This is a genomic window from Embleya hyalina, from assembly GCF_003967355.1.
In the GTDB taxonomy this organism is placed as follows: Bacteria; Actinomycetota; Actinomycetes; order Streptomycetales; family Streptomycetaceae; genus Embleya; species Embleya hyalina.
In genome coordinates, this window is the sequence record NZ_BIFH01000014.1 from 110,647 (window position 1) to 131,512 (window position 20,866).

19 protein-coding genes are annotated in these 20,866 nt (G+C 71.9%); 9 read left to right on the forward strand and 10 right to left on the reverse strand.

Annotated features, from left to right (window positions below; genetic code table 11):
- Positions 1-85: 85 nt before the first annotated feature.
- Together EMA17_RS04880 and EMA17_RS04885 are read left to right on the forward strand one after the other, a co-directional pair.
- The gene (locus EMA17_RS04880) at positions 86-1,153 is read left to right on the forward strand and encodes a fatty acid desaturase family protein (protein ID WP_126635660.1); all 1,068 of its coding nucleotides are present in this window, start codon (positions 86-88) and stop codon (positions 1,151-1,153) included.
- Entirely contained in the window at positions 1,153-2,703 is a 1,551-nt protein-coding gene (locus EMA17_RS04885; RefSeq protein ID WP_126635661.1) for an MFS transporter, read from the forward strand. The genes EMA17_RS04880 and EMA17_RS04885 overlap by 1 nt, the downstream gene beginning before the upstream one ends.
- Here EMA17_RS04885 and EMA17_RS04890 read toward each other — a convergent pair.
- Positions 2,675-4,228: an ABC transporter substrate-binding protein gene (locus EMA17_RS04890; RefSeq protein WP_126635662.1), complete on the reverse strand. Its 1,554-nt coding sequence runs from the start codon at positions 4,226-4,228 to the stop codon at positions 2,675-2,677. The two genes, EMA17_RS04885 and EMA17_RS04890, sit on opposite strands and share 29 nt — an antisense overlap.
- 248 nt (positions 4,229-4,476) lie before the next feature.
- Between EMA17_RS04890 and EMA17_RS04895 the strand changes: the two genes are divergently transcribed.
- Entirely contained in the window at positions 4,477-5,616 is a 1,140-nt protein-coding gene (locus EMA17_RS04895) for a baeRF3 domain-containing protein (RefSeq protein ID WP_126635663.1), read from the forward strand.
- 79 nt (positions 5,617-5,695) lie between these two features.
- On the opposite strand, the gene EMA17_RS04900 is transcribed toward EMA17_RS04895, so the two are convergent.
- Entirely contained in the window at positions 5,696-6,337 is a 642-nt protein-coding gene (locus tag EMA17_RS04900; RefSeq protein ID WP_078978026.1) for a hypothetical protein, read from the reverse strand.
- 118 nt (positions 6,338-6,455) lie between these two features.
- On the opposite strand from EMA17_RS04900, the gene EMA17_RS04905 reads away from it, so the two are divergent.
- Positions 6,456-6,641: a DUF5703 family protein gene (locus EMA17_RS04905; RefSeq protein ID WP_126635664.1), complete on the forward strand. Its 186-nt coding sequence runs from the start codon at positions 6,456-6,458 to the stop codon at positions 6,639-6,641.
- A gap of 152 nt (positions 6,642-6,793) precedes the next feature.
- Here the strand turns inward: EMA17_RS04905 and EMA17_RS04910 are convergent, their stop codons facing one another.
- The 3 genes from EMA17_RS04910 to EMA17_RS04920 all read right to left on the reverse strand — a co-directional run bounded on the left by EMA17_RS04910 (position 6,794) and on the right by EMA17_RS04920 (position 9,474).
- Entirely contained in the window at positions 6,794-7,432 is a 639-nt protein-coding gene (locus tag EMA17_RS04910; protein ID WP_126635665.1) for a chaplin, read from the reverse strand.
- A gap of 262 nt (positions 7,433-7,694) precedes the next feature.
- Complete coding sequence (locus tag EMA17_RS04915; RefSeq protein WP_126635666.1) at positions 7,695-7,934, reverse strand: chaplin; 240 nt, start codon at positions 7,932-7,934, stop codon at positions 7,695-7,697.
- Positions 7,935-8,145: 211 nt separating this feature from the next.
- Positions 8,146-9,474: a M20/M25/M40 family metallo-hydrolase gene (locus EMA17_RS04920; RefSeq protein WP_126635667.1), complete on the reverse strand. Its 1,329-nt coding sequence runs from the start codon at positions 9,472-9,474 to the stop codon at positions 8,146-8,148.
- 295 nt (positions 9,475-9,769) lie between these two features.
- Between EMA17_RS04920 and EMA17_RS04925 the strand changes: the two genes are divergently transcribed.
- Both EMA17_RS04925 and EMA17_RS04930 read left to right on the forward strand, forming a co-directional pair.
- Positions 9,770-10,651 (forward strand): TIGR04222 domain-containing membrane protein, encoded by an 882-nt coding sequence (locus EMA17_RS04925; RefSeq protein WP_126635668.1) that lies wholly within the window; start codon positions 9,770-9,772, stop codon positions 10,649-10,651.
- Positions 10,652-11,068: 417 nt separating this feature from the next.
- Complete coding sequence (locus EMA17_RS04930; RefSeq protein ID WP_246126457.1) at positions 11,069-12,325, forward strand: SAM-dependent methyltransferase; 1,257 nt, start codon at positions 11,069-11,071, stop codon at positions 12,323-12,325.
- A 349-nt stretch (positions 12,326-12,674) separates the two neighbouring features.
- Here EMA17_RS04930 and mshC read toward each other — a convergent pair whose 3' ends face one another.
- The 4 genes from mshC to EMA17_RS04950 form a co-directional block, all read right to left on the reverse strand.
- Entirely contained in the window at positions 12,675-13,901 is a 1,227-nt protein-coding gene (gene mshC, locus EMA17_RS04935; protein WP_126635670.1) for a cysteine--1-D-myo-inosityl 2-amino-2-deoxy-alpha-D-glucopyranoside ligase, read from the reverse strand.
- 148 nt (positions 13,902-14,049) lie between these two features.
- Entirely contained in the window at positions 14,050-14,874 is an 825-nt protein-coding gene (locus EMA17_RS04940) for an SCO1664 family protein (RefSeq protein WP_126635671.1), read from the reverse strand.
- The gene (locus EMA17_RS04945; protein WP_078978035.1) at positions 14,871-15,440 is read right to left on the reverse strand and encodes a DUF3090 domain-containing protein; all 570 of its coding nucleotides are present in this window, start codon (positions 15,438-15,440) and stop codon (positions 14,871-14,873) included. Before EMA17_RS04945 ends, EMA17_RS04940 begins: the two co-directional genes overlap by 4 nt.
- Positions 15,441-15,533: 93 nt before the next feature.
- Entirely contained in the window at positions 15,534-16,259 is a 726-nt protein-coding gene (locus EMA17_RS04950; protein WP_126635672.1) for a histidine phosphatase family protein, read from the reverse strand.
- 148 nt (positions 16,260-16,407) lie between these two features.
- Here EMA17_RS04950 and corA point away from each other — a divergent pair, with 148 nt between their 5' ends.
- Together corA and EMA17_RS04960 are read left to right on the forward strand one after the other, a co-directional pair.
- Positions 16,408-17,382: a magnesium/cobalt transporter CorA gene (gene corA / locus EMA17_RS04955; RefSeq protein ID WP_126635673.1), complete on the forward strand. Its 975-nt coding sequence runs from the start codon at positions 16,408-16,410 to the stop codon at positions 17,380-17,382.
- Positions 17,383-17,603: 221 nt separating this feature from the next.
- Complete coding sequence (locus tag EMA17_RS04960) at positions 17,604-18,227, forward strand: hypothetical protein (protein ID WP_246126458.1); 624 nt, start codon at positions 17,604-17,606, stop codon at positions 18,225-18,227.
- Positions 18,228-18,341: 114 nt separating this feature from the next.
- Here EMA17_RS04960 and EMA17_RS04965 read toward each other — a convergent pair whose 3' ends face one another.
- The gene (locus EMA17_RS04965) at positions 18,342-19,391 is read right to left on the reverse strand and encodes an LLM class F420-dependent oxidoreductase (RefSeq protein WP_126635675.1); all 1,050 of its coding nucleotides are present in this window, start codon (positions 19,389-19,391) and stop codon (positions 18,342-18,344) included.
- A gap of 209 nt (positions 19,392-19,600) precedes the next feature.
- Here EMA17_RS04965 and EMA17_RS04970 point away from each other — a divergent pair, with 209 nt between their 5' ends.
- Positions 19,601-20,581: an aldo/keto reductase gene (locus EMA17_RS04970; protein ID WP_126635676.1), complete on the forward strand. Its 981-nt coding sequence runs from the start codon at positions 19,601-19,603 to the stop codon at positions 20,579-20,581.
- The last annotated feature ends 285 nt before the right edge of the window (positions 20,582-20,866 follow it).

A 20,866-nucleotide genomic window follows, 5' to 3' on the forward strand; every position in this document is an offset into this window, starting at 1 on the left:
CCCCGCGCGGGTGATCAATAACGTCGAGATACGCCCGGTCGGCGTGCTCGACCGATCATCCGCCACCTGAATTCGGGGACGTTCCATGACCTTGACCGCACCGATCCTGGATACCCCGGAGGCCGCCGCCCCGCGCCGGGGCAGCGATTTCGCGCCGCTGCTCGCCGACCTCAAGGCGGCCGGCCTGCTGGAGCGGCGCACCGCCTGGTACGCCCGCTCGATCGGCCTGAACCTGCTGCTCCTGCTCGGCTCCTGGGCCGCGGTCGTATGGGTCGGCGACTCGTGGTGGCAACTCGCCCTCGCGATACCGGTCGCGCTGTTCACCACCCGCGCGTCCTTCGTCGGCCACGACGCGGGCCACCAGCAGATCGCCCGCGGCGCCCGGACCCACCGCGTGCTCTCCCTGCTGCACGGCAACCTGCTGATGGGGATGAGCTGCGGCTGGTGGAACGCGAAGCACAACAAGCACCACGCCAACCCGAACCACCGGGAGAAGGACCCGGACGTCGCGGTCGGCGTGCTGGTCTGGGACGCCGACCAGACGGGCGGCCGCACCGGGCTGATGGGCTGGCTGACCCGCAACCAGGCGCGGCTGTTCTTCCCGCTGCTCCTGCTCGAAGGGCTCAACCTCAAGGTCAACGGCCTGATGGCACTCAAGGACCGCACCCCGCGCGAGCGCCGGGTCGAGGGTTCGGTGCTGGCCGTGCACTACGCCCTGTACATATCGGTGCTCGCGATCGCGATGTCGCCGGTCAAGGCGCTGGTCTTCGTACTGCTCACACACGCGCTGCTCGGTCTGCACCTGGGCATGGCGTTCGCGCCCAACCACAAGGGCATGCCGATGCCCGAGCCGGGCGTCAAGTGGGACCACCTGCGCCGCCAGGTGCTCACCTCGCGCAACGTCACCGGCGGCCCGGTCACCGACTGGCTGCTCGGCGGGCTGAACTACCAGATCGAGCACCACCTGGTGCCGAACATGCCGCGCGTGAACCTGCGCCGCGCGCAGCCGATCGTGCGCGCGCACTGCGCCCGACTCGGGGTGCCCTACCTGGAGACGAGCGCGATCACCTCGTACCGGCAGGCGCTCGGCCACATGCACCGGGTGGGCGCGCCGCTGCGCAAGGAGCGGGCAAAGGTGTCCGCAAACGATTGATGTGTCGTACATCTATCCCTAGGGTGGGGCCGACCTTCCGCCCTCTCCCACCCGGAGCGTTCGTGACCGGCCCCGCCTCGACCCCGCACGACGCGCGACGACGCTTCCTCGTACCGGTCCTCGGCTCCTGCGGCATCGTCGCCGCCCTGATGCAGACCGTCGTCGTCCCGCTCCTGCCGGACCTGCCCGCGCTGACCGGCAGTTCGGCCTCGACGGTGAGCTGGACCCTGACCGCCACGCTGCTCAGCGGCGCGGTCTGCACCCCGCTGCTCGGCCGGGCGGGGGACATGTTCGGCAAGAAGCGCATGCTGGTGCTCGCCATGGTCGTGTTGTCGATCGGCTCGCTGATGTGCGCGCTCACCTCGGACATCGGCGTGCTGATCGTCGGCCGCACCCTCCAGGGCATGGCCACGGCGGTGGTCCCGCTGGGAATCAGCATCCTGCGCGACGAACTGCCACCGGCCAAGGTCGGCGGCGGCATCGCGATGATGAGCTCGACGCTCGGCATCGGCGCCGCCGTCGGCCTCCCGCTGGCCGGCCTGGTGGTCGACCACGCCGACTGGCACGTGATGTTCTGGGGCGCCACCGCGCTGGCCCTGATGGTGCTGACCCTGGTCGTGCTCGTGGTCCGCGAGTCGCCGGTCCGCACCCCCGGCCGCTTCGACGTGATCGGCTCGCTCGGCCTGGCCGCGTTCCTGGTCTGCCTGCTGCTCGCGGTCTCCAAGGGCGCCGCCTGGGGCTGGGGCAGCGCCCGTACGGCCGGCCTGACCGGCGCCGCCGCGGTGATCCTGCTCGGCTGGTGCCGGCACCAGTGGCGGGCGCGCACCCCGCTCGTGGACCTGCGGGTGACCACCCGCCCGGCGGTGCTGCTGCCCAACATCGCCGCGCTGTTCATCGGCTTCTCGTTCTACGCGAACAGCCTGTCCACGGCCCAGCTGGTCCAGACCCCCGAGGCGAGCGGCTACGGCCTCGGCCTCTCGGTCGCCGCCGGCGGCCTGTGCCTGCTCCCCGGCGGGGTGATGATGGTCGTACTCTCCCCCGTCTCCACCCGGCTGACCGCCACCCGGGGACCACGCTTCTGCCTCGGCCTCGGCGCCATCCTGCTCGGCCTGGGCTACGTGGTGCGCATCTTCACCAGCCACGACCTGTGGACCGTCATCGCCGGCGCCACGGTCGTCGCCTCCGGCACCGCCATGTGCTACTCGGCGCTGCCGATGCTGGTCATCCGGGCCGTGCCCGCCGCGCAGACCGCCGCCGCCAACGGGATCAACGCACTGATGCGCACCATCGGCCAGGCGGTGTGCAGCGCGGTGGTGGCGGCCGTGCTCACCTCGTACACGATCTCCGCCGCCGGACGCGAACTGCCCGCGCTGCACGCCTACATGGTGGTGTTCGTGATCGCCGGCGCGGTGGCCGGCTGCGCGCTGATCGCCTGCCTGTGCATCCCCGACCCCGTCGGCCCCACGGCCGTACCGATCCCCGCCCCGGCCACCCCCGCCGCCGAGTCGCGTGCGCTCGCGCCTAGGCCGGACCCAACCGGTCGAACATGATCAACCCGTCCTCGAACACGGTCAGGTCGACCACCTTGGCGTTCTTCGCCCGGATCGCCGCGGTGAACGCCTGCTCGTAGGCGAACACCGGCACATCCTCGGCCAGCGCCCGCTGCACCTCGGCGTAGGCGGCCCGCCGGACCTCCGGATCGGTGGTGGCCCGGGCCCGCTCCAGCGCCCCGTCCACCGCCGGATTCTTCCACTGCATGTGGTTGTCCTGCCCCCCGGAGTGCAGGAAGTTGAACAACACCGGTTCCGGGTCGTCGAAGGACAACACGAACTCGCCCGCCTCGAACTGCCGCTGGATCTGCACCTTCTGGAGGTACTGGGTGCCCTCCAGGAACTCGGTCCTCATGGTGATGTTCTTCATCGTGGCGATCTGGGCCAGCCAGTATTCGGCGGTCACGTGCGAGCCCGGGCTGTTGTACGTGCTGTAGGTGAAGTTCAGCGGCTTGCCCTCGGCGGCGAGCGCGTCCAGCAGGCGCTGCGCCTCGACCCGGTTGTTCGCCGGCAGCGGCGCGTCGGACGCGACGAAGTCCGAACCCGGGCGCAGGAACGTGCTCAGCGGCTTGCCGGCGTCGTCGGTGACCACCTTCGCCCGCGCGGCCGGATCCATGATCAACGCGAACGCGCGCCGCGCCCGGGGATCGTCGAAGGGCGGCCGGGCCGTGTTGAACAGCGTCATGAAACCGCCGCTCTTGCCCTCGGTGACCACCGGCAGCCCGGCCTTGCGCGCGTCGCCCATCAACTTGGCCTGCGCCGTGGTCAACACCTGGGCCTGATCGGCGCCCAGCATCGCCAGGCGCTGCGACTGGTCGACCACGGGCTTGAGGACCAGTTGCCTCAACGGCGGTCGGGAGCCCACCTGCCAGTACTTCGGGTTGCGCTCGAACACCATCTGCTGGTCGCGCACCCAGCTCTCCAGCCGGTACGGCCCGGCCCCCACCGGCTTGGCGCCGAACCCCTTCGGATCGGCCCTGATCGCCGTCGGCGAGCCGATGAACGCCAGGTTGTGCGCGATCACCTTGTCGAAGTGCGCGTTCGGGGCCGGCAGCGTGACCCTGACGGTCCGGCTGTCGGCCACGGATATGCCGATCCCGGCGACCACCCGCGCCTGGAGCGACTTGTTCGCCGGATCCGCGTGCCGCTCCCAGTTGAACCTCACCGCCTCCGCGTCCAGCGGGGTGCCGTCGGAGAACCTCAGGTCCGGCCGCAACCGCAACGTCCAGACCCGGCCGCCCTCCGACGCGGTCGCGCTCTCGGCCAGCTGCGGCTGGGCCCGGCCGGTCTTCGGATCGATCCACAACAACACGTCGAAGACCGCGGCGGCCTGGGTGCCGCCGGTGATCTGGGACAGGCTCGCCACGATCGGGTCGAGACTGCGCGCCTCCTGCGTGACCAGCACGGTCATCGCGTCGCGGGACGAACCGCCGGAGGCGGAGTCGTCACCGCACGCGGTGGTGGTCAGGGTCAACCCGAGCAGCGCGGCCACGAGGGCCGGCCGCCGGGGGAGCACGGATCGCACGTGGTCGCTCCTCGCACGGGCCCACCCCGATCCGGGCGGACCACGGTCTCCGGGCAGGCCGGATTCCCATGGACGGTGAGCGCTCAACCTAAAGTCACTCCTGACTCACGGTCAACAAGCGTTTCCGGCTCGGTGACCGCCCGGAGCTGCGGGCCGGTCGGGTGATTCGTGCGAATTTCCCGCCGAAGCGGGCATAGGACGGTGTGTTTGCCGATGCCGTGAGGCCTGAACGCACGCCAGGAGACCGCATGACCACCGCCGCCCTGACGCCGGACCTGCTCGCCGAGCTGCGCCGTCCCCGCGCGTACCCGCTGGTGTCCCTGACGCTGCCCACGCACCGGCACCGCCCGGAGAACCAGCAGGACCACATCCGGCTGCGGAACGTGCTCACCGAGGCGGAGAAACGGCTGGCGGCGGACCCGGAGGTGACCCGGGAGGTGCGGATCAAGACGGCCGACCGGCTCCGGGCCGCGGCGGCCGAGCTGGATCCGGAGAGCTTCCTCGACGGTCTGGTGCTCTACGCGTCGGCGGACGAGCACTACGCCTTCAGGGTCGAGGCGCCGGTGAGCGAGCGGATCGTCTTCGCGACCACCTACCTCACCCGCAACCTGGTCTCCGCCGCGGAACGCCTCACCCCGTACTGGGCGCTGGTGCTCAGCGAGCAGGAGGCGCGGTTGTGGCGCGGCCGGGGCGAGCACGTGTACGAGTCGCGTGTCGACGGGTTCCCGGTCACCACACCCGCGCCCGAGCCGGACGGCCAACTCCGGCGCGAGGGCGGCGGCATGGGGGTGAGCGAGGAATTCCGCCGGCTGCTGAACGAGGCCGACGAACACCTGGCCCACGCGCTCACCGGGCCCCGGCGCGACGGCAAGGTCGTCCTGGTCGGCCTGCGACCGCAGGTCAAGGCGTTCCGCGAGGGCAGCCGCAACGCCGGGCACCTGGCCGAGAGCGATCTGGAGGTCGGCGGCCTGGTCGAGGCCACGGCCGCGCAGCTCGCCGAGATCCTGGCCCCGGCGCGGGCCGCGCTGGCCGAGGAGGCGACCGCCGCCGCGCTGCGGGCGCTCGACGACGCGCGCAGCGCCAAACGATACGCGGGTGGCGTCCAGGAGGTGTGGACGCCGGTCCGGGCCGGGCGCGGCGCGCTGCTCGTGGTCGAGGAGGGCCTGCGGGTCACCGGCCGCCTGGTCATCGTCGAGGCCACCGGGGAGATCGCGCTCCAGGTGCTCACCGGCCCGCACGCGGAGGACGCGGTACTGGCCGGGCGGGCCGAGGACGACATCGTCGACACCGTGGTGGAGGCGGCGCTCGAGGGCGACGGCAAGGTGGTCTTCGTCCCCGACGGCACGCTCGCGGACGAGGGCGGCATCGCCCTGGCGATGCGCTACTGAGGCGCCGTGGTCACCGAGCGGGCACCACGCGCACCCGGGTGACACGTGACCGGAGCGGCGGGTGTCGATCGGCGGCCGATCAGTGCAGATCGCGTTCCAGGGCTTCCAGGTCGTCCTCGTACGCGGTGCTCGTCTCGAACCGGTAGATGATGCTGCGCGGATCCGCGTCCTCGAAGGGGGCGTCGAGCCATTCGCCCGGTTCGGTCGGCTCGATCGCGGACACCCACAGGGTCGAGTCACCCGGTTCCAGGCCCAGTTCGTCGGCGCGCTGGGCGATCTCGTCCGGATCGTAGACGTCGAAGAGCACCGCGACCGCGCTGGACGCGCTGTCGGCGCCGGTATCGCGCGGCGAGACGGCCGGTTCGTTCTCGCCGGCCTCCGCGTCGGCCCGGCGGGCGTGGTCGACGAGGGTGATCAGGTCCTTGATCACGTAGTCGCGGCGGATCAGCACGGTCACCGCCTCGGGGTTGGTCGGCCCCTCGTATTCGGCTTCCTCGCCGCTGCTCGGCACCTCGAACGGGGTGACCTCGTCATAGGCGTCGTACAACAACTCGTCGTAGGCCTCCGCGGCGGCCGCGAGCGCGTCGTACGCGGCGAAGACGGCCGGGTCGCTCTCGCCCTGGCGGGCTTCGACGGCGGCCAGATGGTCGTCGATCGCCGATTTGAGAACGTCCGCGGCGGCACGGACCTGCTCTGGCGTGGGCTGCGCAACACCGGTCATGGGGTGACGTTATCCGCAAGAGCCCCACGCGCGCACAATGGTTCACTGATGGCGGAGTCGTTGGCCTATCAAAAGGCCGGTCACCGCGCCGGCGGCGCGGGCGCCGGGGAATGGAAACATGGCGGACTACGAGTTTCGGCGATTGGACATTCCGCGCGGTACGTCCCGCAGCGACGCGTGTCGGATCCTGACCGAGCAGGCGGAGTACGGGTACTGGGAGCTGGACCGGTTGCTCCTGCGCGGCGACGGCAGCCGTCGGGTCGTGCTCCGGCGCCGGATCATCCGACAGGTGCGCACCATGTGACGGATGCGCGGCATGCGGCGGAGACGCGGCGTGCGGCGGAGACGAAGGGCGGACTGCCCGCCCCTGTCGTCCCAGGGGCGAGCGGTCCATCCGGGCGTGCGTCGGGGCGTGTCGTGCGCCCCGTGCGTGCGGGTCGGTTCCGTGGGTCCGGATCAGTCCCGGGCGGGCCGCGCGCGACGGTACAGGACGAAGCCGCCGAGCAGCAGCGCGGCGCCGATCGGGGCCGCGATCAGCGCGTCGGAACCGGTCTGGGCGAGGGATCCGCCGGTCGAGCCGCCGGTGGTCCCGCCGGTCGTGCCGCCCGTGGTGCCACCGGTGGTCCCACCGGTCGTACCGCCCGTGGTGCCGCCGGTGTTGCCGCCCGTCGACCCGCCCGTGTTGTGGCCGGTCGAGCCGCCGCTGGTGCCGCCGGTGGTGGGCGGGTGCGTCGGGGGCTTCGTGGTCGGCGGCTTGGTGGTGGGGGGCTTGGTGCTCGGCGGGGACGTGGTCGGCGGCTTGCCGGTCGGCGGGTGCGTCGGGGGCTTCGTGGTCGGCGGCTTGGTGGTCGACGCGTTGGCGCAGTGGTTGCCGAAGGCCGGGTTCAGCGCACCGACGACGCTCACGGTGTTGCCGCAGATGTTGACCGGCACGTGGATCGGCACCTGGATGTTGTTGCCGGACGCCACGCCGGGCGAGCCGACGGCTGCTCCGTCGGCCCCACTGCCGGCGTTGGCCACGCCGACGGCCGCGGACGCGAGCGCGCCCGCGGTGGCGACGACGACCAACAGCCCCTTCTTGGCAAGCTGGTGCATGTAGGTACCCCTGTGTCTCTCTCGCGAGGGGCGGGGGATGTTGACCCCGCACGGTCGTCCAACGAGAGTCGACACCGGAGGTCACCGGGGTGACGGCGATTCGCTCGTATGGCTGAGTTTCGACGGGCGCTCGGCCGAACGAAAACGACCGTCGACGTGCCGGGGCCGTCGGGCTCGGGCGGGGCCGGCCGCACAGCGGGACGGCCCCGGGACCGTGGTGGTCCCGGGGCCGTCCACACGCCGTCGAGGGCGTGGGCCTGGATCAGGCGTTGATGCAGGTGTTGCCGAACGTGGGGTTCAGGATGCCGATGATGTCGATGCTGTTGCCGCACAGGTTGATCGGCACGTGGATCGGCACCTGGATGTTGTTGCCCGACAGCACACCGGGGGAGCCGACGGCCGCGCCGTCCGCGTCGGCGTTGGCCATGGCACCACTGGCACCGGCGAGCACGAGACCACTGCCGGCCGCGACGATGAACGCGGCCTTGCCCATCTTCTTCATGATTCTTCCGTCCTCCTTGTAGACACCACGACACGCATGCGCGCCGCACAAGAAGAAACGACCGGACCGAGCGCAGGCTACGCGCTCCACGGGGTATTCACTCGTTCGGGCTCGATCGCCGCGAAACCCCAGGCCAAAGGCGCCGGCGGGCGCGCGGCACGGCGTCGGGACTTCTCCCGGGCCGGGTCGCGCGCCCCCGATCGGCGATGTCTCACGCGTTGTCGAGCAGGTGATCCAGCACCCGGACGCCGAACTTCAGCCCGTCCACCGGAACCCGCTCGTCCACACCGTGGAACATGCCCGCGAAGTCGAGGTCGGCCGGCAGCTTGAGCGGCGCGAACCCGAAGCAGCGGATGCCCAGATCGGCGAAGGACTTCGCGTCGGTACCGCCCGACAGGCAGTACGGCACGGCGCGCGCGGCCGGGTCGTGCGCCCGCAGCGCGGCCGACATGGCCTCGACCAGGGCACCGTCGAAGCCGGTCTCCAGGGCCTGGTCGGTGTGGATCGTCTCGCGGCGCACGCGCGGGCCCAGGACCGCGTCCAACTCGGCGTGGAACTCGTCCTCGAAGCCCGGCAGGAACCGGCCGTCCAGGTGGGCGGTGGCCTGCCCGGGGATCACGTTGACCTTGTACCCGGCGTTCAGCATCGTCGGCTGCGCGGTGTTGCGGATGGTCGCGCCGATGATGCTCGCGATCGGGCCGAGCCGCTCGATGGTGGACTCGATGTCGTCCGGGTCGAGTTCGATGCCCAGCGCGTCGGAGATCTCGTCCAGGAACGCGCGCACGGTCTTGGTGATCCGGATCGGGAACTTGTGCCGCCCCACCCGGGCGACGGCCTCGGCCAGTTCGGTGATCGCGTTGTCCTTGGCGACCATCGAGCCGTGGCCGGCGGTGCCGTCCACGATCAGCCGCATCCAGTCCATGCCCTTTTGGGCGGTCTCGACCAGATAGAGCCGCAGGTCCTCGTTGACCGTGAAGGAGAAGCCGCCGACCTCGCCGATCGCCTCGGTGACGCCCTCGAACAGGTCGGCGTGGTTGTTCACCAGGTGCCGGGCGCCGAACAGCCCGCCGGCCTCCTCGTCGGCCACGAAGGCGAGTACGACGTCGCGCGAGGGCAGCCGGCCGGACCGTACCCGGTCGCGCAGCACCGCGAGCACCATCGCGTCCATGTCCTTCATGTCGACCGCGCCCCGACCCCACACGCAGCCGTCGGCGATCTCGCCCGAGAAGGGGTCGTGGGTCCAGTCGGCGGCGTTCGCCGGGACCACGTCGGTGTGGCCGTGGATCAGCAGCCCCGGCCGGGATCGGTCGGTGCCCTCGATCCGGACCACCGTGCTGGCCCGGCCGCGCTCGGATTCGTAGATCTTCGGCTCCAGGCCGACCTCGGCCAGCTTTTCGGCGACGTACTCCGCGGCGGCCCGTTCACCCGGCCCCGATCCGTCGCCGTAGTTGCTCGTGTCGATGCGAATCAGGTCGCGACACAGGTCGACGACCTCGTCTTCCGCGCGGGTGGTGGGCTGGGGACGGACAGCCTCCGTCATGACGGCTCCTCGGGGAAGGCGGAACGGCACGTGTGTACGGGTGTACCACCATCCTGCACCCGCGAGCGGATCCGACCGAGCCCGGGCACCGTTCTGACGATCAGTCAGTTGAGTGGAGGCCGGGCGCGGGGGCGGCGCGGGGCCGCCGTGCGAGCGCGTGGCCGACCGCGCGGCGACGGTGCCCGGAACGTAGGGAGATGCCTCTGACCGGGGGTATCGGGCCGCTGCTACCTTCCGGATCAGGGTGAACAAGCCGCACACACCCGCGAGTCGGACAATCGGGAGGGGACGTCACATGAACGGCACGGCGTGGGGTCTGACAGGTCCCGAATTTCTCCGCCTCTACGGCGGGATCGCCCTCGGACTCGTGGTTCTGGCGATCGTGTTGCGGATCGTGCTCGCCTGGGCGATCCGCGGTCAGGTGCGGAGCGGGCCGCTGGGCGCGTACGACGCGGCCTACCTGGCGGGCGGCCCGATGCGGGTCGCCGACACCGCCCTGGCGTCGCTGATCACCGAGGGCTACGTACACGTCCAGCGGGTCGGCCGGGTCACCGCCGCGACCGGATCGCGTCCGCCGGAGGCGGTGGCCGCGGCGATGCTGGACATCGTCCGCACCACGCGCGGCACCCGGATCGCCCTGCTCCGAGGCTGGTCGCGCAGTTCCATGCGGGAGGAGATCGAGCGCAGTCTGGTCGACCGCGGACTGCTGCACTCGCCGCTCGCGCGCCGGATCGCCAAGACGCCGGCCAAGCTGCTGTTCGTACTCGGACTGGTGGGCATCGCCCGCTTCGTCAACGGCCTGGCACACAGCCGGCCGATCGGCTTCCTGATCCCGATGGTCATCTTCACCTTCGTCTTCGCGGGGTTGACCGGGGCGGGCCTCCGGGCCACGGCGGCGGGCCGCCGGGCGCTGCGCGACCTGACCGCACAGTTGCGGGCCGACCGTCGCTCCGGCGCCCTGGTCGGCGCGGGCGCGCTGTCCGGCCTGTTCGTGGTGGCCTGCCTGGGCCTGGCCGCACACCCCGACCCGGACGCCCGGCTCGCGCTGGTCGCGTACGGCGGCACGAGCAGCGGCAGCAGTGGCGGCGGCGGGGGCGACGGTGGCGGAAGCGGTTGCGGGGGCGGGAGCAGTTGCGGTGGAGGCGGCGGCTGTGGGGGCGGCGGCTGCGGGGGCTGAGCCCCGGAGTGCCCTGAACCGGTGGGCCGTTGGCGCCCCGAGCCCCGAGCAGTCCCGAGCCCCGAGCCCCGAGCCCCGTGATCCGCCCGCTCGACGATCGAAGAAGACGGCTCCGCATCCTCGACTCCGGGATGCGGAGCCGCCGCACGTCGGGCCGCCTCCGCGCGCCGCGCACAACGCTTCGCCGCCGCCGTCCGGGACGGGCGCTCCCCGCCCACGGCTGTCGTCGTGCGTTCCGGGAAGAGTGGGACTCGAATGGGAGTTCTACGAGTCGTCGTTCCTCCCGAGGCGGGCAGCCGTCGATCGGGTCGGCCCCCACCGGACGGAGGCGCGGCGCGGACGGTCACGTCGCACCAACGGGGTGCGCGGCCGCGCGGCGTACCCGTGGTGCGGGCACGGGACCGGAAGGAGTCTGCGTTGAGTGTGATCGAGGTTGCCCCGACCCGAGTCGATCCGGTGCGCTGGCCCGATGTGGCGGAGGTACCGCGTCGACCGATGCGCGCCGCCGCGGCCCGCTTCCTGTTCGAACGAGCGGTGGCCCGGCTGCCGTTGCGGGTGTGGATCGACGGCGCGCTGCGCGGCGACGGGGGCGCGAAGGCGCCGGTGATGCGGATCGTGCGGCCGGACGCGTTCTTCCGTCGGGTGGGCGCGGGTGGGCTGATCGGCTTCGGCGAGGCGTATCAGGCGGGCGACTGGGAGGCGGACGACCTGACCGCCGTGCTCACCGTGTTCGCGTCCCGGGTGAGCACGCTGATTCCCCCGGCGCTCCAGCGACTTCGCCCCCTGGCGATACCGCGCATGCCGCGCGCGCAGCGCAATACCGTGGCCGGTGCCAAGCGCAACATCCACCGGCACTACGACCTGTCGAACGACCTGTTCGCCACCTTCCTGGACGAGACGATGGTCTACTCGTCGGCGGTCTTCGAGCAGGGCCCGGACGGCGGACCACGAGCCGACGAGCACGGGTTGCCCGAGGCCCAGCGGCGCAAGATCGACCGGCTGCTCGACCTGGCGGACGTCGGCCCCGGCACCCGGCTGCTGGAAATCGGCACCGGATGGGGCGAGTTGGCACTGCGCGCGGCCGAGCGCGGGGCGGACGTACACACCATCACCATCTCGGCCGAACAGCGCGACCTGGCGGTGGCGCGGATCGCGAAGGCGGGCCTGGCCGATCGGGTCCGGGTCGAGCTGCGCGACTACCGCCACGTGAGCGGCAGTTACGACGCGATCGTCAGCGTGGAGATGATCGAGGCGGTGGGGGAGGAGTACTGGCCCACCTACTTCGGGATGCTGGACCGACTGCTCGCACCCGGCGGTCGGGTCGCGCTGCAGTCGATCACGATGCCGCACGACCGGATGCTGGCCGGCCGGGACACGTACACGTGGATCCACAAGTACATCTTCCCCGGCGGTCTGATCCCCTCCGACGACGCGGTGCGCAAGGCCGCCGCCGCGACCCGGTTGCGGGTCGCGGACAGCAGGTCGTACGGCCTGCACTACGCCGAGACTTTGCGACTGTGGCGGGAGCGGTTCGACCGGCGGGCCGACGAGGTCGAGGCGTTGGGCTTCGACCACGTGTTCCGGCGCATGTGGGACCTGTATCTGTCCTGGTCGGAGGCGGGCTTCCGGTCCGGCTACCTGGACGTGCGGCAGTACCTGTTGATGGAGGCGTGAGCACGACCGAGGGGGGATCCGAGGGAGATCCGCTTCGGGGGGACCGGTTCGGGGGCATTGTCGGGGAATCGGGTCGGCGACTCCCTCGAAGTTTCCGTCGAAGATGAGGGCTTCCCCTGAAGTGCCGAGGGATTCCCGCGTGATCTGCTTGGGACGCGGGCGAGGGGTCCGCTCCGTTCGGCCGTCGCGGGGGTGTGGCCGGGCGGAGCGGGCACCGGTCCCGGGCCGGCGCCGGACAGGCGCCGGTGAACGACGAAGGCCCCGAACGGCGAGTGCCGTTCGGGGCCTTCGTGGTCGGCCCGGCCGGTGGGTGTTGTCGTCGGGCGCCGGCCGCCGTCGTCGGTCGCGGTTACAGGGCCACGCCGAGGATCGCGTCCAGCGCCCGCGAGGCCACGCCCGGGGCGGACATGTCCTCGCCGCCGTCGGCGAGTTGCCGCGCCGCCCAGGCGTCCATCGCGGCCAGCGCGCCCGGGGCGTCCAGGTCGTCGGCCATGCGTTCGCGGATCGCGGCGAGCAGTTCGGTGGTGTCCGGCCCGTCGGGACGGCCGACCGCCGCGCGCCACGTGGCCAGCCGCGCCTCGGCCTCGGCGAGGACCGTGTCGGTCCACTCCCAGTCGCTGCGGTAGTGATGGGCCAGCAGGGCCAGGCGGATCGCCATCGGGTCCACGCCCTCGCGGCGCAGCTTGGAGACGAACACCAGGTTGCCGCGCGACTTGGACATCTTCTCGCCGTCCAGCGCGACCATGCCCGCGTGCACGTACGCCTTCGCGTACGGCGCCTCGCCGGTGACCACGTGCGCGTGCGAGGCGCCCATCTCGTGATGGGGGAAGACCAGGTCGCTGCCGCCGCCCTGGACGTCGAAGCCCATGCCCAGGTACTTCAGCGCGATCGCCACACACTCGATGTGCCAACCGGGTCGCCCCGCGCCGAAGGACGCGTCCCAGGACGGCTCGCCGGGCCGCGCCGCACGCCAGAGCAGCGGGTCGAGCGGGTCCTTCTTGCCGATCCGCTCGGGGTCGCCGCCGCGCTCCCCGAAGATCTCCAGCATCCGGGCGGCGGTGTATCCGGACACGCCGCCGAAGTGCTCGTCCGACACGATCGAGAAGTAGATGTCGCCGTCGACCGAGTAGGCCGCCTCCTTGGCGAGCAGGTCCTCGATCAGCGGCACGATGAGCGGGATCGCCTCGACCACGCCGATGTAGTTCGCCGGCGGGAGCACCCGCAGCGACGCCATGTCCTCGCGGAACAGCGCGGTCTCGCGCTCCGCCAATTCGACCCAGTCGACGCCGTCGCGCACGGCCCGCTCCAGGAGGGGGTCGTCCACGTCGGTGACGTTCTGCACGTAGTCCACGGTGTGGCCGGCATCCCGCCAGACCCGCTGGAGCAGGTCGAAGGCGACATACGTGGCCGCGTGGCCCATGTGGGTCGCGTCGTACGGCGTGATGCCGCACACGTACAACCGCGCGACCGGTCCCGGGGTGACCGTCACCAGCTCGTGCACGGAACTGTCGTGCACGCGCAGGGACGCACCCTGACCAGGGAGAACGGGGAGCTCGGGTGCAGGCCAGGCATACATACGTATGAGCCTAACGTCCGCGGGGGGTGAAGATCTTCCAGGGTTGGCAGACGAATATCCGCGTCTTTACCGGCGCGCGGCGTGCGGGGCGCGTCGGCCGGTGCCGTCGACCGGGAACGCCCGGTCGACCCATGAATTTCATGTCGAGTCAGATCGGCGGCCACGGAATCACGTGCCGGCGGCCGTCCGGCTTCGGCAGCCGGCCCTCGGCGAGCAGAACTCTCACCCGTTCGCGGGTGGCCTCGACCTCGTCCGGCGTAATCAGCTTGCCCAGACGCACACCCAGCGCACCGTGCAACTCCTCGGCCAGCGAGGTCAGCGCGGCGCGCGCGGAGGCGGGCAGCGGTTCGCCGGCCCAACCCCACAGGAGGGTGCGGAGTTTGTCCTCGACGTGGAAGCAGATGCCGTGATCGATTCCGTACACGTGGCCGGCCGGACCGGGCAGGAGGTGGCCGCCCTTGCGGTCGGCGTTGTTGATCACCGCGTCGAACACGGCGATCCGCTGCAGGACGTCGCCGGCGGCGTGCACGAGCAGGGCGGGCTGCTCCTTGCCCTGTTCGTCGGGGACGACCACGTGTGCGATCGGCTTCCAGGCCGGTCCGGGGTCGACCGCCGGCAGGATCGCGACCGGCTCGGGCTCGTCGTCGGCCCGCTTGTGGTCGATCCACAACTGGCACATGCCCGCGCCGTACGGGCCCTCCCGGAACACCGTGGTCGGCACGATGTTCCAGCCCAGCGCCTCGGACACCTCGTACGCCGCCACCTCGCGCCCCGCGAGCGTGCCGTCGGGGAAGTCCCACAGCGGACGCTCGCCCGCGACCGGCTTCCACACGCACGGCAGGGAGACGCCGTCGAGCGTCGCGACGCAGTACAGCGTGGCGTTGGAGGCGTCCTCCAGGCGCGCCCGCACCGTCAGCTCACCCCGGCGCAACAGCTCCGGGACGGCGGCGGCGTCGAGGACCGTGTCGGTCAACGCCGGTATCCGTTGGCGCGCGGGCAGATGTGGCCCTCGGCGTCCATCGGCAGCCCGCAGAAGGGACACGCCGGTCGCCCGGCCGCGACCACGAGCAGCGCACGCTTCGCGAACGCCCGGGCCTGTCCGCCGGTGAGCCGCACACGGAGCAGCGGCGGGCCGTCCTCGTCGTCGTCATCGCCGAGCAGGGTGTCCTCGGGGGAGTCGTCGTCCGGGACCTGGGCCTGTGCCTCGACCACGAGTCGTTCGTCGTCGGCGTCCCACGCCAGGGCCATCGTGCCGACCCGGAACTCCTCCAGGATCGGCGGCAACAGCGGCCCGGAGTCCTCCAGTTCGGCGGGCGTCACGGCCGGTACGGCGGTCTCGCCCCCGGTGCGGCGCACCAGCTCGTCGAGGAGTTCGTCGACACGTTCGGCCAGGACGGACACCTGGGTCTTCTCCAGCGCGACGCTCGTCACGCGGCCGGCGGCGGAGGCCTGGAGGAAGAAGGTTCGCTGGCCGGGCTCACCCACGGTGCCGGCGACGAAACGGTCCGGGGGGTCGTACAGGAAGACCTGGCGGGGCACGATCTGCTCCGTGTTTCTGTCGAGAGCGGGACGGGGTGGTCGGTCGGGTCGGTCGGCGAGGGCGCGCGGGGGGAGTGCGCCCTCCGAAGAACCCTACGGCGCGCCGGCTCCGCCGCCCACCACCGCGTCGCCGGACGCCGGCCCGTGCCGTCCGTCGGGCGGCGGCAGCAGGCCGGCCACCGAGCCGCCGGTGTCGTTGAGGCGGCCGACGGACGGCCGGTGGGCACCGTACGTGATCACCGTGAGCGAGCACGGATCCACCTGGATCCGCTGGAACAGGTCCAGGTGCATCCCGAGCGCGTCCGCGACCAGCGCCTTGATCACGTCGCCGTGCGAGCAGACCAGGTACATCGCGTCGGGTCCGTGCTCGGCGGCGATGCGCTCGTTCCAGTCGCGGACCGCGTCCACCGCGCGGGCCTGGGTGGTCCGCAGCGCCTCGCCGCCCGGGCCGGGGAAGGTGACCGCGCTCGGATGCGTCTGCACGGTCTTCCACAGCGGATCCTCGGCGAGCTTCTTCAGCTCCTGCCCGGTCCAGTCGCCGTAGCGGCACTCGCCGACCCGCTCGTCGACCTGCGCGCCCGCGTCGAGCGCGAACTTGGTCCCGAGCCGGGCCGTCAGCACCGCCTCCGAGGTCTGTCGGCAGCGCTCCAGCGGGCTGGTCACCACCGCCGCGAGCGGCACCTCGGCGATCCGCGCCGCCAGCGCGGCGGCCTGTTCCTCGCCCCGATCGTCCAGGAACACCCCCGGCGTCCAACCGGCGAGGACTCCGGAGGAGTTGGCCGTGGTCCGTCCGTGCCGAACAAAGAGCACCGTCGTCATGGGGTCAAGCCTATGTCGGGGTGGTGTGGGCGCCGTGCGCGAGGCGTGCGCAAGGGGTGGGTGGGGTGTGGGAGGGGCGTGGGAGGGGGCGGCGGGGGCGGAGCGTCGAGCCGAGTCGGCCGGCCGGGCGAGCCGGCAAACTGGCCCGGTGATCGTCGACTGCGCCATCTACACGAACGGCCGCCGAACCGAAGGGCCCAGCGACTTCTCCGACGCGCTGGACGAGGCTCGGCGGGTCGGTGACTCGTTCCTGTGGATCGGGCTGCACGAGCCGACGCCGACCGAGTTCGACCTGGTGACGAGCGAGTTCGGGCTGCACCCGCTGGCGGTCGAGGACGCGTTGCACGCGCACCAGCGGCCCAAGCTGGAGACCTACGACGACTCGATCTTCCTGGTCCTGAAGACGCTCCACTACTACGACGAGACCTCGTCCGTGGAGACCGGCGAGCTGATGATGTTCATCGGCGACTCGTTCGTGGTCACCGTCCGGCACGGTCCGGGCGCGGAGCTGAAGTCGGTGCGCCGCCGGGTGGAGAAGCAGCCCAAGCTGCTCAGGCACGGCCCCGGTGCGGTGATGTACGCGGTCGCCGACGCGGTCGTGGACGCCTATCTCGCGATCGCCGGCGAGTTGGAGACCGACCTGGAGGAGCTGGAGGCGCGGGTCTTCTCGGCGAGCCGGGAGAACGACGCCGAGCGGATCTACCTGCTCAAGCGCGAGGTCCTGGAGTGCCGGCGCGCCGCGCTGCCGCTGATCGAGCCGATACGCCGGCTGGCCACGTCCGAGGTCGCCTTCGTCCCCGCCGACACCCGGCCGTTCTTCCGGGACGTGGCCGACCACGTGACCAGGGTCACCGAGCAGATCGAGTCGTTCGACCGGTTGTTGTCGGACGTGCTGGGCGCGCACCTCGCGCAGGTGGGCGTGCGACAGAACGAGGACATGCGCAAGATCTCCGCGTGGGCGGCGATCTTCGCGGTGCCGACGATGATCGCGGGCGTGTACGGGATGAACTTCGACCACATGCCGGAGTTGAAGTCGGCGTGGGGGTATCCGGGGGCGGTGGTGCTGATGGTGCTGTCGTGCGTGGGGCTGTATCGCATGTTCCGGCGGAGCGGGTGGTTGTAGCGGGGCGGGTGGCGCGGGCGCGTCCGGGACTCCGGCCCCGGCGGCGTGTCCTTTGTCGGGTGCGGTCGTTGAACTCGATACCGGCCGTGGCGGGGATGCACTGGACTCCCCCGCCGCGGCCTGATCTCGCTCCGTGAGCGATCAAGCGGTGGACGCCGGCACCGCCCACGCCGGACTCTCGTAGGCTTCTGCTTGTACAGACGCGGCGGAAGCAGGTGGGGATGTTCGGCAAGTCGGGCAGGCAGCGCACATCGGGGCCGCGCCCGGCCCAGGTTCCGGGGGCCGGAGCCGCCGGGGCCGACTGGTCCGCGCACACGCAGTTGGAGGACGCGGTGCGGTCCTACCTGCTGCACCCGGACGTGGCGATGGAGGCCCTGGGCTCGGTGCTGGGCCGCCGTCCGGTGCGCGGATTCACCCTCGAACGGGTCGTGGACATCAACGCGAACGGCACCTCGGTCTGGCAGGAGGCGGCGGTCTGCGACGACCGGCGCCTGGTGTTGTGGCACAGCGAGGACATGACCGACCCGTCCGCGCCCGGCGGCACGGTGCTGGATTCGTCCGTGCAGGTGATTCCGCTCGGCTCGGTGTCGCACGTCGGGATACGCACCCTGGTGGGCACCGACAACGACGGGCGGCGGCAACTGCGCGGCGCGTTCGTGTTCCTGGCCACGCCGACGCTGCAGGAGGTGGCGACGGTGCGCGGGGAGGACGGCGCCTCGACGGGGCGCTTCCGGCAGGAGGCGTACCGGTTCAGCAAGTCGTTGGAGGACGGCGGGCCGGGACAGATTCGCCGCCTCCTGGAGTTCGCCGAGGTGGTCGCGGCCCGGGTGCCGGGGCCGCGCTGACGGTGTCGGCGGGCCCGGGTGTCGGGCCGCGCCGGGATGTCGGGGGTAGGGGGCTTCGGGCGCGGCGTGGGCGGTCGTGCGGCGGGCCCGAGGCGCGTCGGGCCCGCCGTCGGGTCAGGAGCCGGTGCCGGAGAGGTCCAGCGCCTCGGCGGCCAGGCGCAGCGCCGCCACCCGTTCGTCGAGGGTGTTGCCGTTCGGCGCGATGGTCAGGGTGGTCACGCCGGTGTCGGCGTAGGCCTGCATCCGCTCCGCGATCCGCTCCCGGCCGCCGAGCAGGCTGGTCTTGTCGATGAAGTCGTACGGGACGGCCGCGCCCGCGCCGGCGTAGTCCTTCGCCAGGAATTTGTCCTGGATCTCCTTGGCCTCGGCCTCGTAGCCCATGCGAACCGCGAGCCGGTTGTAGAAGTTCTGCTCCCGGCTGCCCATCCCGCCGACGTACAACGCGGCGTAGCCGCGCACCTGTTCGGCCGCCTGCCGAGGGTCGTCGCCGACCACGAGCGGGACGGTCGGCACGACGTCGAAGTCGGTCATCGCCAGACCGGCCTTCTCCCGGCCGGCGCGGATGTGTACGAGCGAGTCCTCGGCGTGCTCCGGGGCGTAGAAGATGCCCAGCCAGCCGTCGGCGATCTCGCCGGTCAGCTCCAGGTTCTTCGGGCCCACGGCGGCGATGTAGAGCGGGATGTGCTCGCGCACCGGGTGCACGGTGAGCTTGAGCGGCTTGCCCGGGCCGCCGGGCAGCGGCAGCGTCCAGGTGGCGCCCTCGTGGGCGACCCGCTCGCGGCGCATCGCCTTGCGGATCACCTCGACATACTCGCGGGTGCGGGCGAGCGGCTTGTCGAACTTGACCCCGTACCAGCCCTCGGACACCTGCGGCCCGGACACGCCCAGGCCGAGCCGGAACCGGCCGCCGGAGAGCACGTCCAGCGTCGCGGCGGTCATCGCGGTCATGGTCGGCGTGCGGGCCGGGATCTGGAAGATCGCCGAGCCGACGTCGATCCGGGTGGTCTGCGCCGCGACCCAGGACAGCACGGTGGCCGCGTCCGAGCCGTAGGCCTCCGCGGCCCAGCAGACCGCGTAGCCGAGTCGGTCCGCCTCCTGGGCGACCGCCAGATTGTCGGCGTCGTTGCCGGCGCCGAAGTAGCCGAGGTTGATTCCGAGTCGCATCTCCGCGGACCCCCTGTTCGACGTCTGTCCGACGTCCGTCTCACGCCCGGACGGCGTTCGTCCGGCGTTCGTCCGACTGGTTGGCGGTACCTGTTGCCTCGGCCGACCCTACCGCGTGACCTACCCGTCGGTAACCTGTCTCGCCGGCATACCGCCGAACGGCCCCGCCAACGGCGGCGCGGGGGAGGGAACGGCTAGTCTCCGGTGCCATGGAGCAGCGACATCTCGGCCGCACCGGCCTGCGGGTCTCCCGCATGGGGCTGGGCACCATGACGTGGGGACGAGACACCGACGAGCACGACGCGGCCGACCAGATGAAGGCGTATCTGGACGCCGGTGGGAACCTCGTGGACACCGCCGACGTATACGCGGACGGTGAGGCCGAGTACATGATCGGCCGTCTCCTCGACGGGTACATCCCGCGCTCGGAGGTGGTGATCGCGACCAAGGCCGCGAGCGTGCCGTACAGCGAGCGCCGCTTCGACGGTTCGCGCGGCCACCTGCTCCAGGCGCTCGACCACTCGCTGGCCCGCCTCGGCACCGACCACGTCGACCTGTGGCAGTTGCACGCGTACGACCCGTCGACGCCGCTGGAGGAGACCCTGCACGCGCTCGACCTGGCGGTCACCAGCGGGCGGGCCAGGTATGTCGGGGTGTCCAACTTCTCCGGCTGGCAGCTGGCGAAGGCGGCCACGTGGCAGTCGGCGGCCCCCGGCCGCGTGGTCGTGGCCAGCACCCAGGTGGAGTATTCGCTGCTGCAACGCGGCATCGAACGCGAGGTCCTGCCCGCGGCCCTCGATCTGGGCGTCGGCCTGCTCCCGTGGTCGCCGCTGGGGCGCGGGGTGCTGACGGGGAAGTATCGCCACGCCATGCCCGCCGACTCCCGGGGCGCCTCCGCGCACATGGGCCCCTTCGTCGCCCCGTACCTGGACGACCACTCCCGCCGCATCGTCGACGCCCTGGCCACCGCCGCCGACGGCCTCGGCGCGGCCCCGATCGAGGTGGCCCTGGCCTGGGTCCGCGACCGCCCGGGCGTGGTGTCGCCGATCGTGGGCGCGCGCAACGCCGGGCAGCTCCGGGCGTCGTTGGCGGCCGAGTCCATGACCCTTCCCACCGAGATCCGCAACGCGCTGGAGGACGTCTCCCAGCCGATGACGGGCTACCCGGACGACTCGTGGAGCCAGGCTTAGGCGGGCGGGCCGGGCGTCGGTGACCCGATCGGGGCGCGGACGGCGAAGGGGCTCACACCGGGTTCGGGGCACCCGGCCCGGCCGGAACGATCCGTCGGCCCGCGGCACCTGGAACTCCAGGGTCGCGGTGAAGCCCGGCTCCTCGTACTCGCGCACCACGCGGCCGTGTTCGCCGGTCCGGCAGCGGCGAACACGGCCGCGATGTCGAGGTTGCCGTGCCTCGTATCGGTGACCGGGAGGTACGGGTGGAGCTCCGGCTCGTCGGCCGGTGGCGCGAACTCCGGG

Excerpts from the sequence above, each read along its gene's own strand:
- EMA17_RS04910 (WP_126635665.1), bottom strand. The coding sequence starts at position 7,432 with ATGCACCAGCTTGCCAAGAAGGGGCTGTTGGTCGTCGTCGCCACCGCG.
- EMA17_RS04970 (WP_126635676.1), top strand. The coding sequence starts at position 19,601 with ATGGAGCAGCGACATCTCGGCCGCACCGGCCTGCGGGTCTCCCGCATG.
- EMA17_RS04885 (WP_126635661.1), top strand. The coding sequence starts at position 1,153 with ATGTGTCGTACATCTATCCCTAGGGTGGGGCCGACCTTCCGCCCTCTC.
- EMA17_RS04950 (WP_126635672.1), bottom strand. The coding sequence starts at position 16,259 with ATGACGACGGTGCTCTTTGTTCGGCACGGACGGACCACGGCCAACTCC.
- EMA17_RS04965 (WP_126635675.1), bottom strand. The coding sequence starts at position 19,391 with ATGCGACTCGGAATCAACCTCGGCTACTTCGGCGCCGGCAACGACGCC.
- EMA17_RS04920 (WP_126635667.1), bottom strand. The coding sequence starts at position 9,474 with ATGACGGAGGCTGTCCGTCCCCAGCCCACCACCCGCGCGGAAGACGAG.
- EMA17_RS04880 (WP_126635660.1), top strand. The coding sequence starts at position 86 with ATGACCTTGACCGCACCGATCCTGGATACCCCGGAGGCCGCCGCCCCG.
- EMA17_RS04895 (WP_126635663.1), top strand. The coding sequence starts at position 4,477 with ATGACCACCGCCGCCCTGACGCCGGACCTGCTCGCCGAGCTGCGCCGT.
- EMA17_RS04900 (WP_078978026.1), bottom strand. The coding sequence starts at position 6,337 with ATGACCGGTGTTGCGCAGCCCACGCCAGAGCAGGTCCGTGCCGCCGCG.
- EMA17_RS04915 (WP_126635666.1), bottom strand. The coding sequence starts at position 7,934 with ATGAAGAAGATGGGCAAGGCCGCGTTCATCGTCGCGGCCGGCAGTGGT.
- EMA17_RS04960 (WP_246126458.1), top strand. The coding sequence starts at position 17,604 with ATGTTCGGCAAGTCGGGCAGGCAGCGCACATCGGGGCCGCGCCCGGCC.
- EMA17_RS04925 (WP_126635668.1), top strand. The coding sequence starts at position 9,770 with ATGAACGGCACGGCGTGGGGTCTGACAGGTCCCGAATTTCTCCGCCTC.
- mshC (WP_126635670.1), bottom strand. The coding sequence starts at position 13,901 with ATGTATGCCTGGCCTGCACCCGAGCTCCCCGTTCTCCCTGGTCAGGGT.
- EMA17_RS04905 (WP_126635664.1), top strand. The coding sequence starts at position 6,456 with ATGGCGGACTACGAGTTTCGGCGATTGGACATTCCGCGCGGTACGTCC.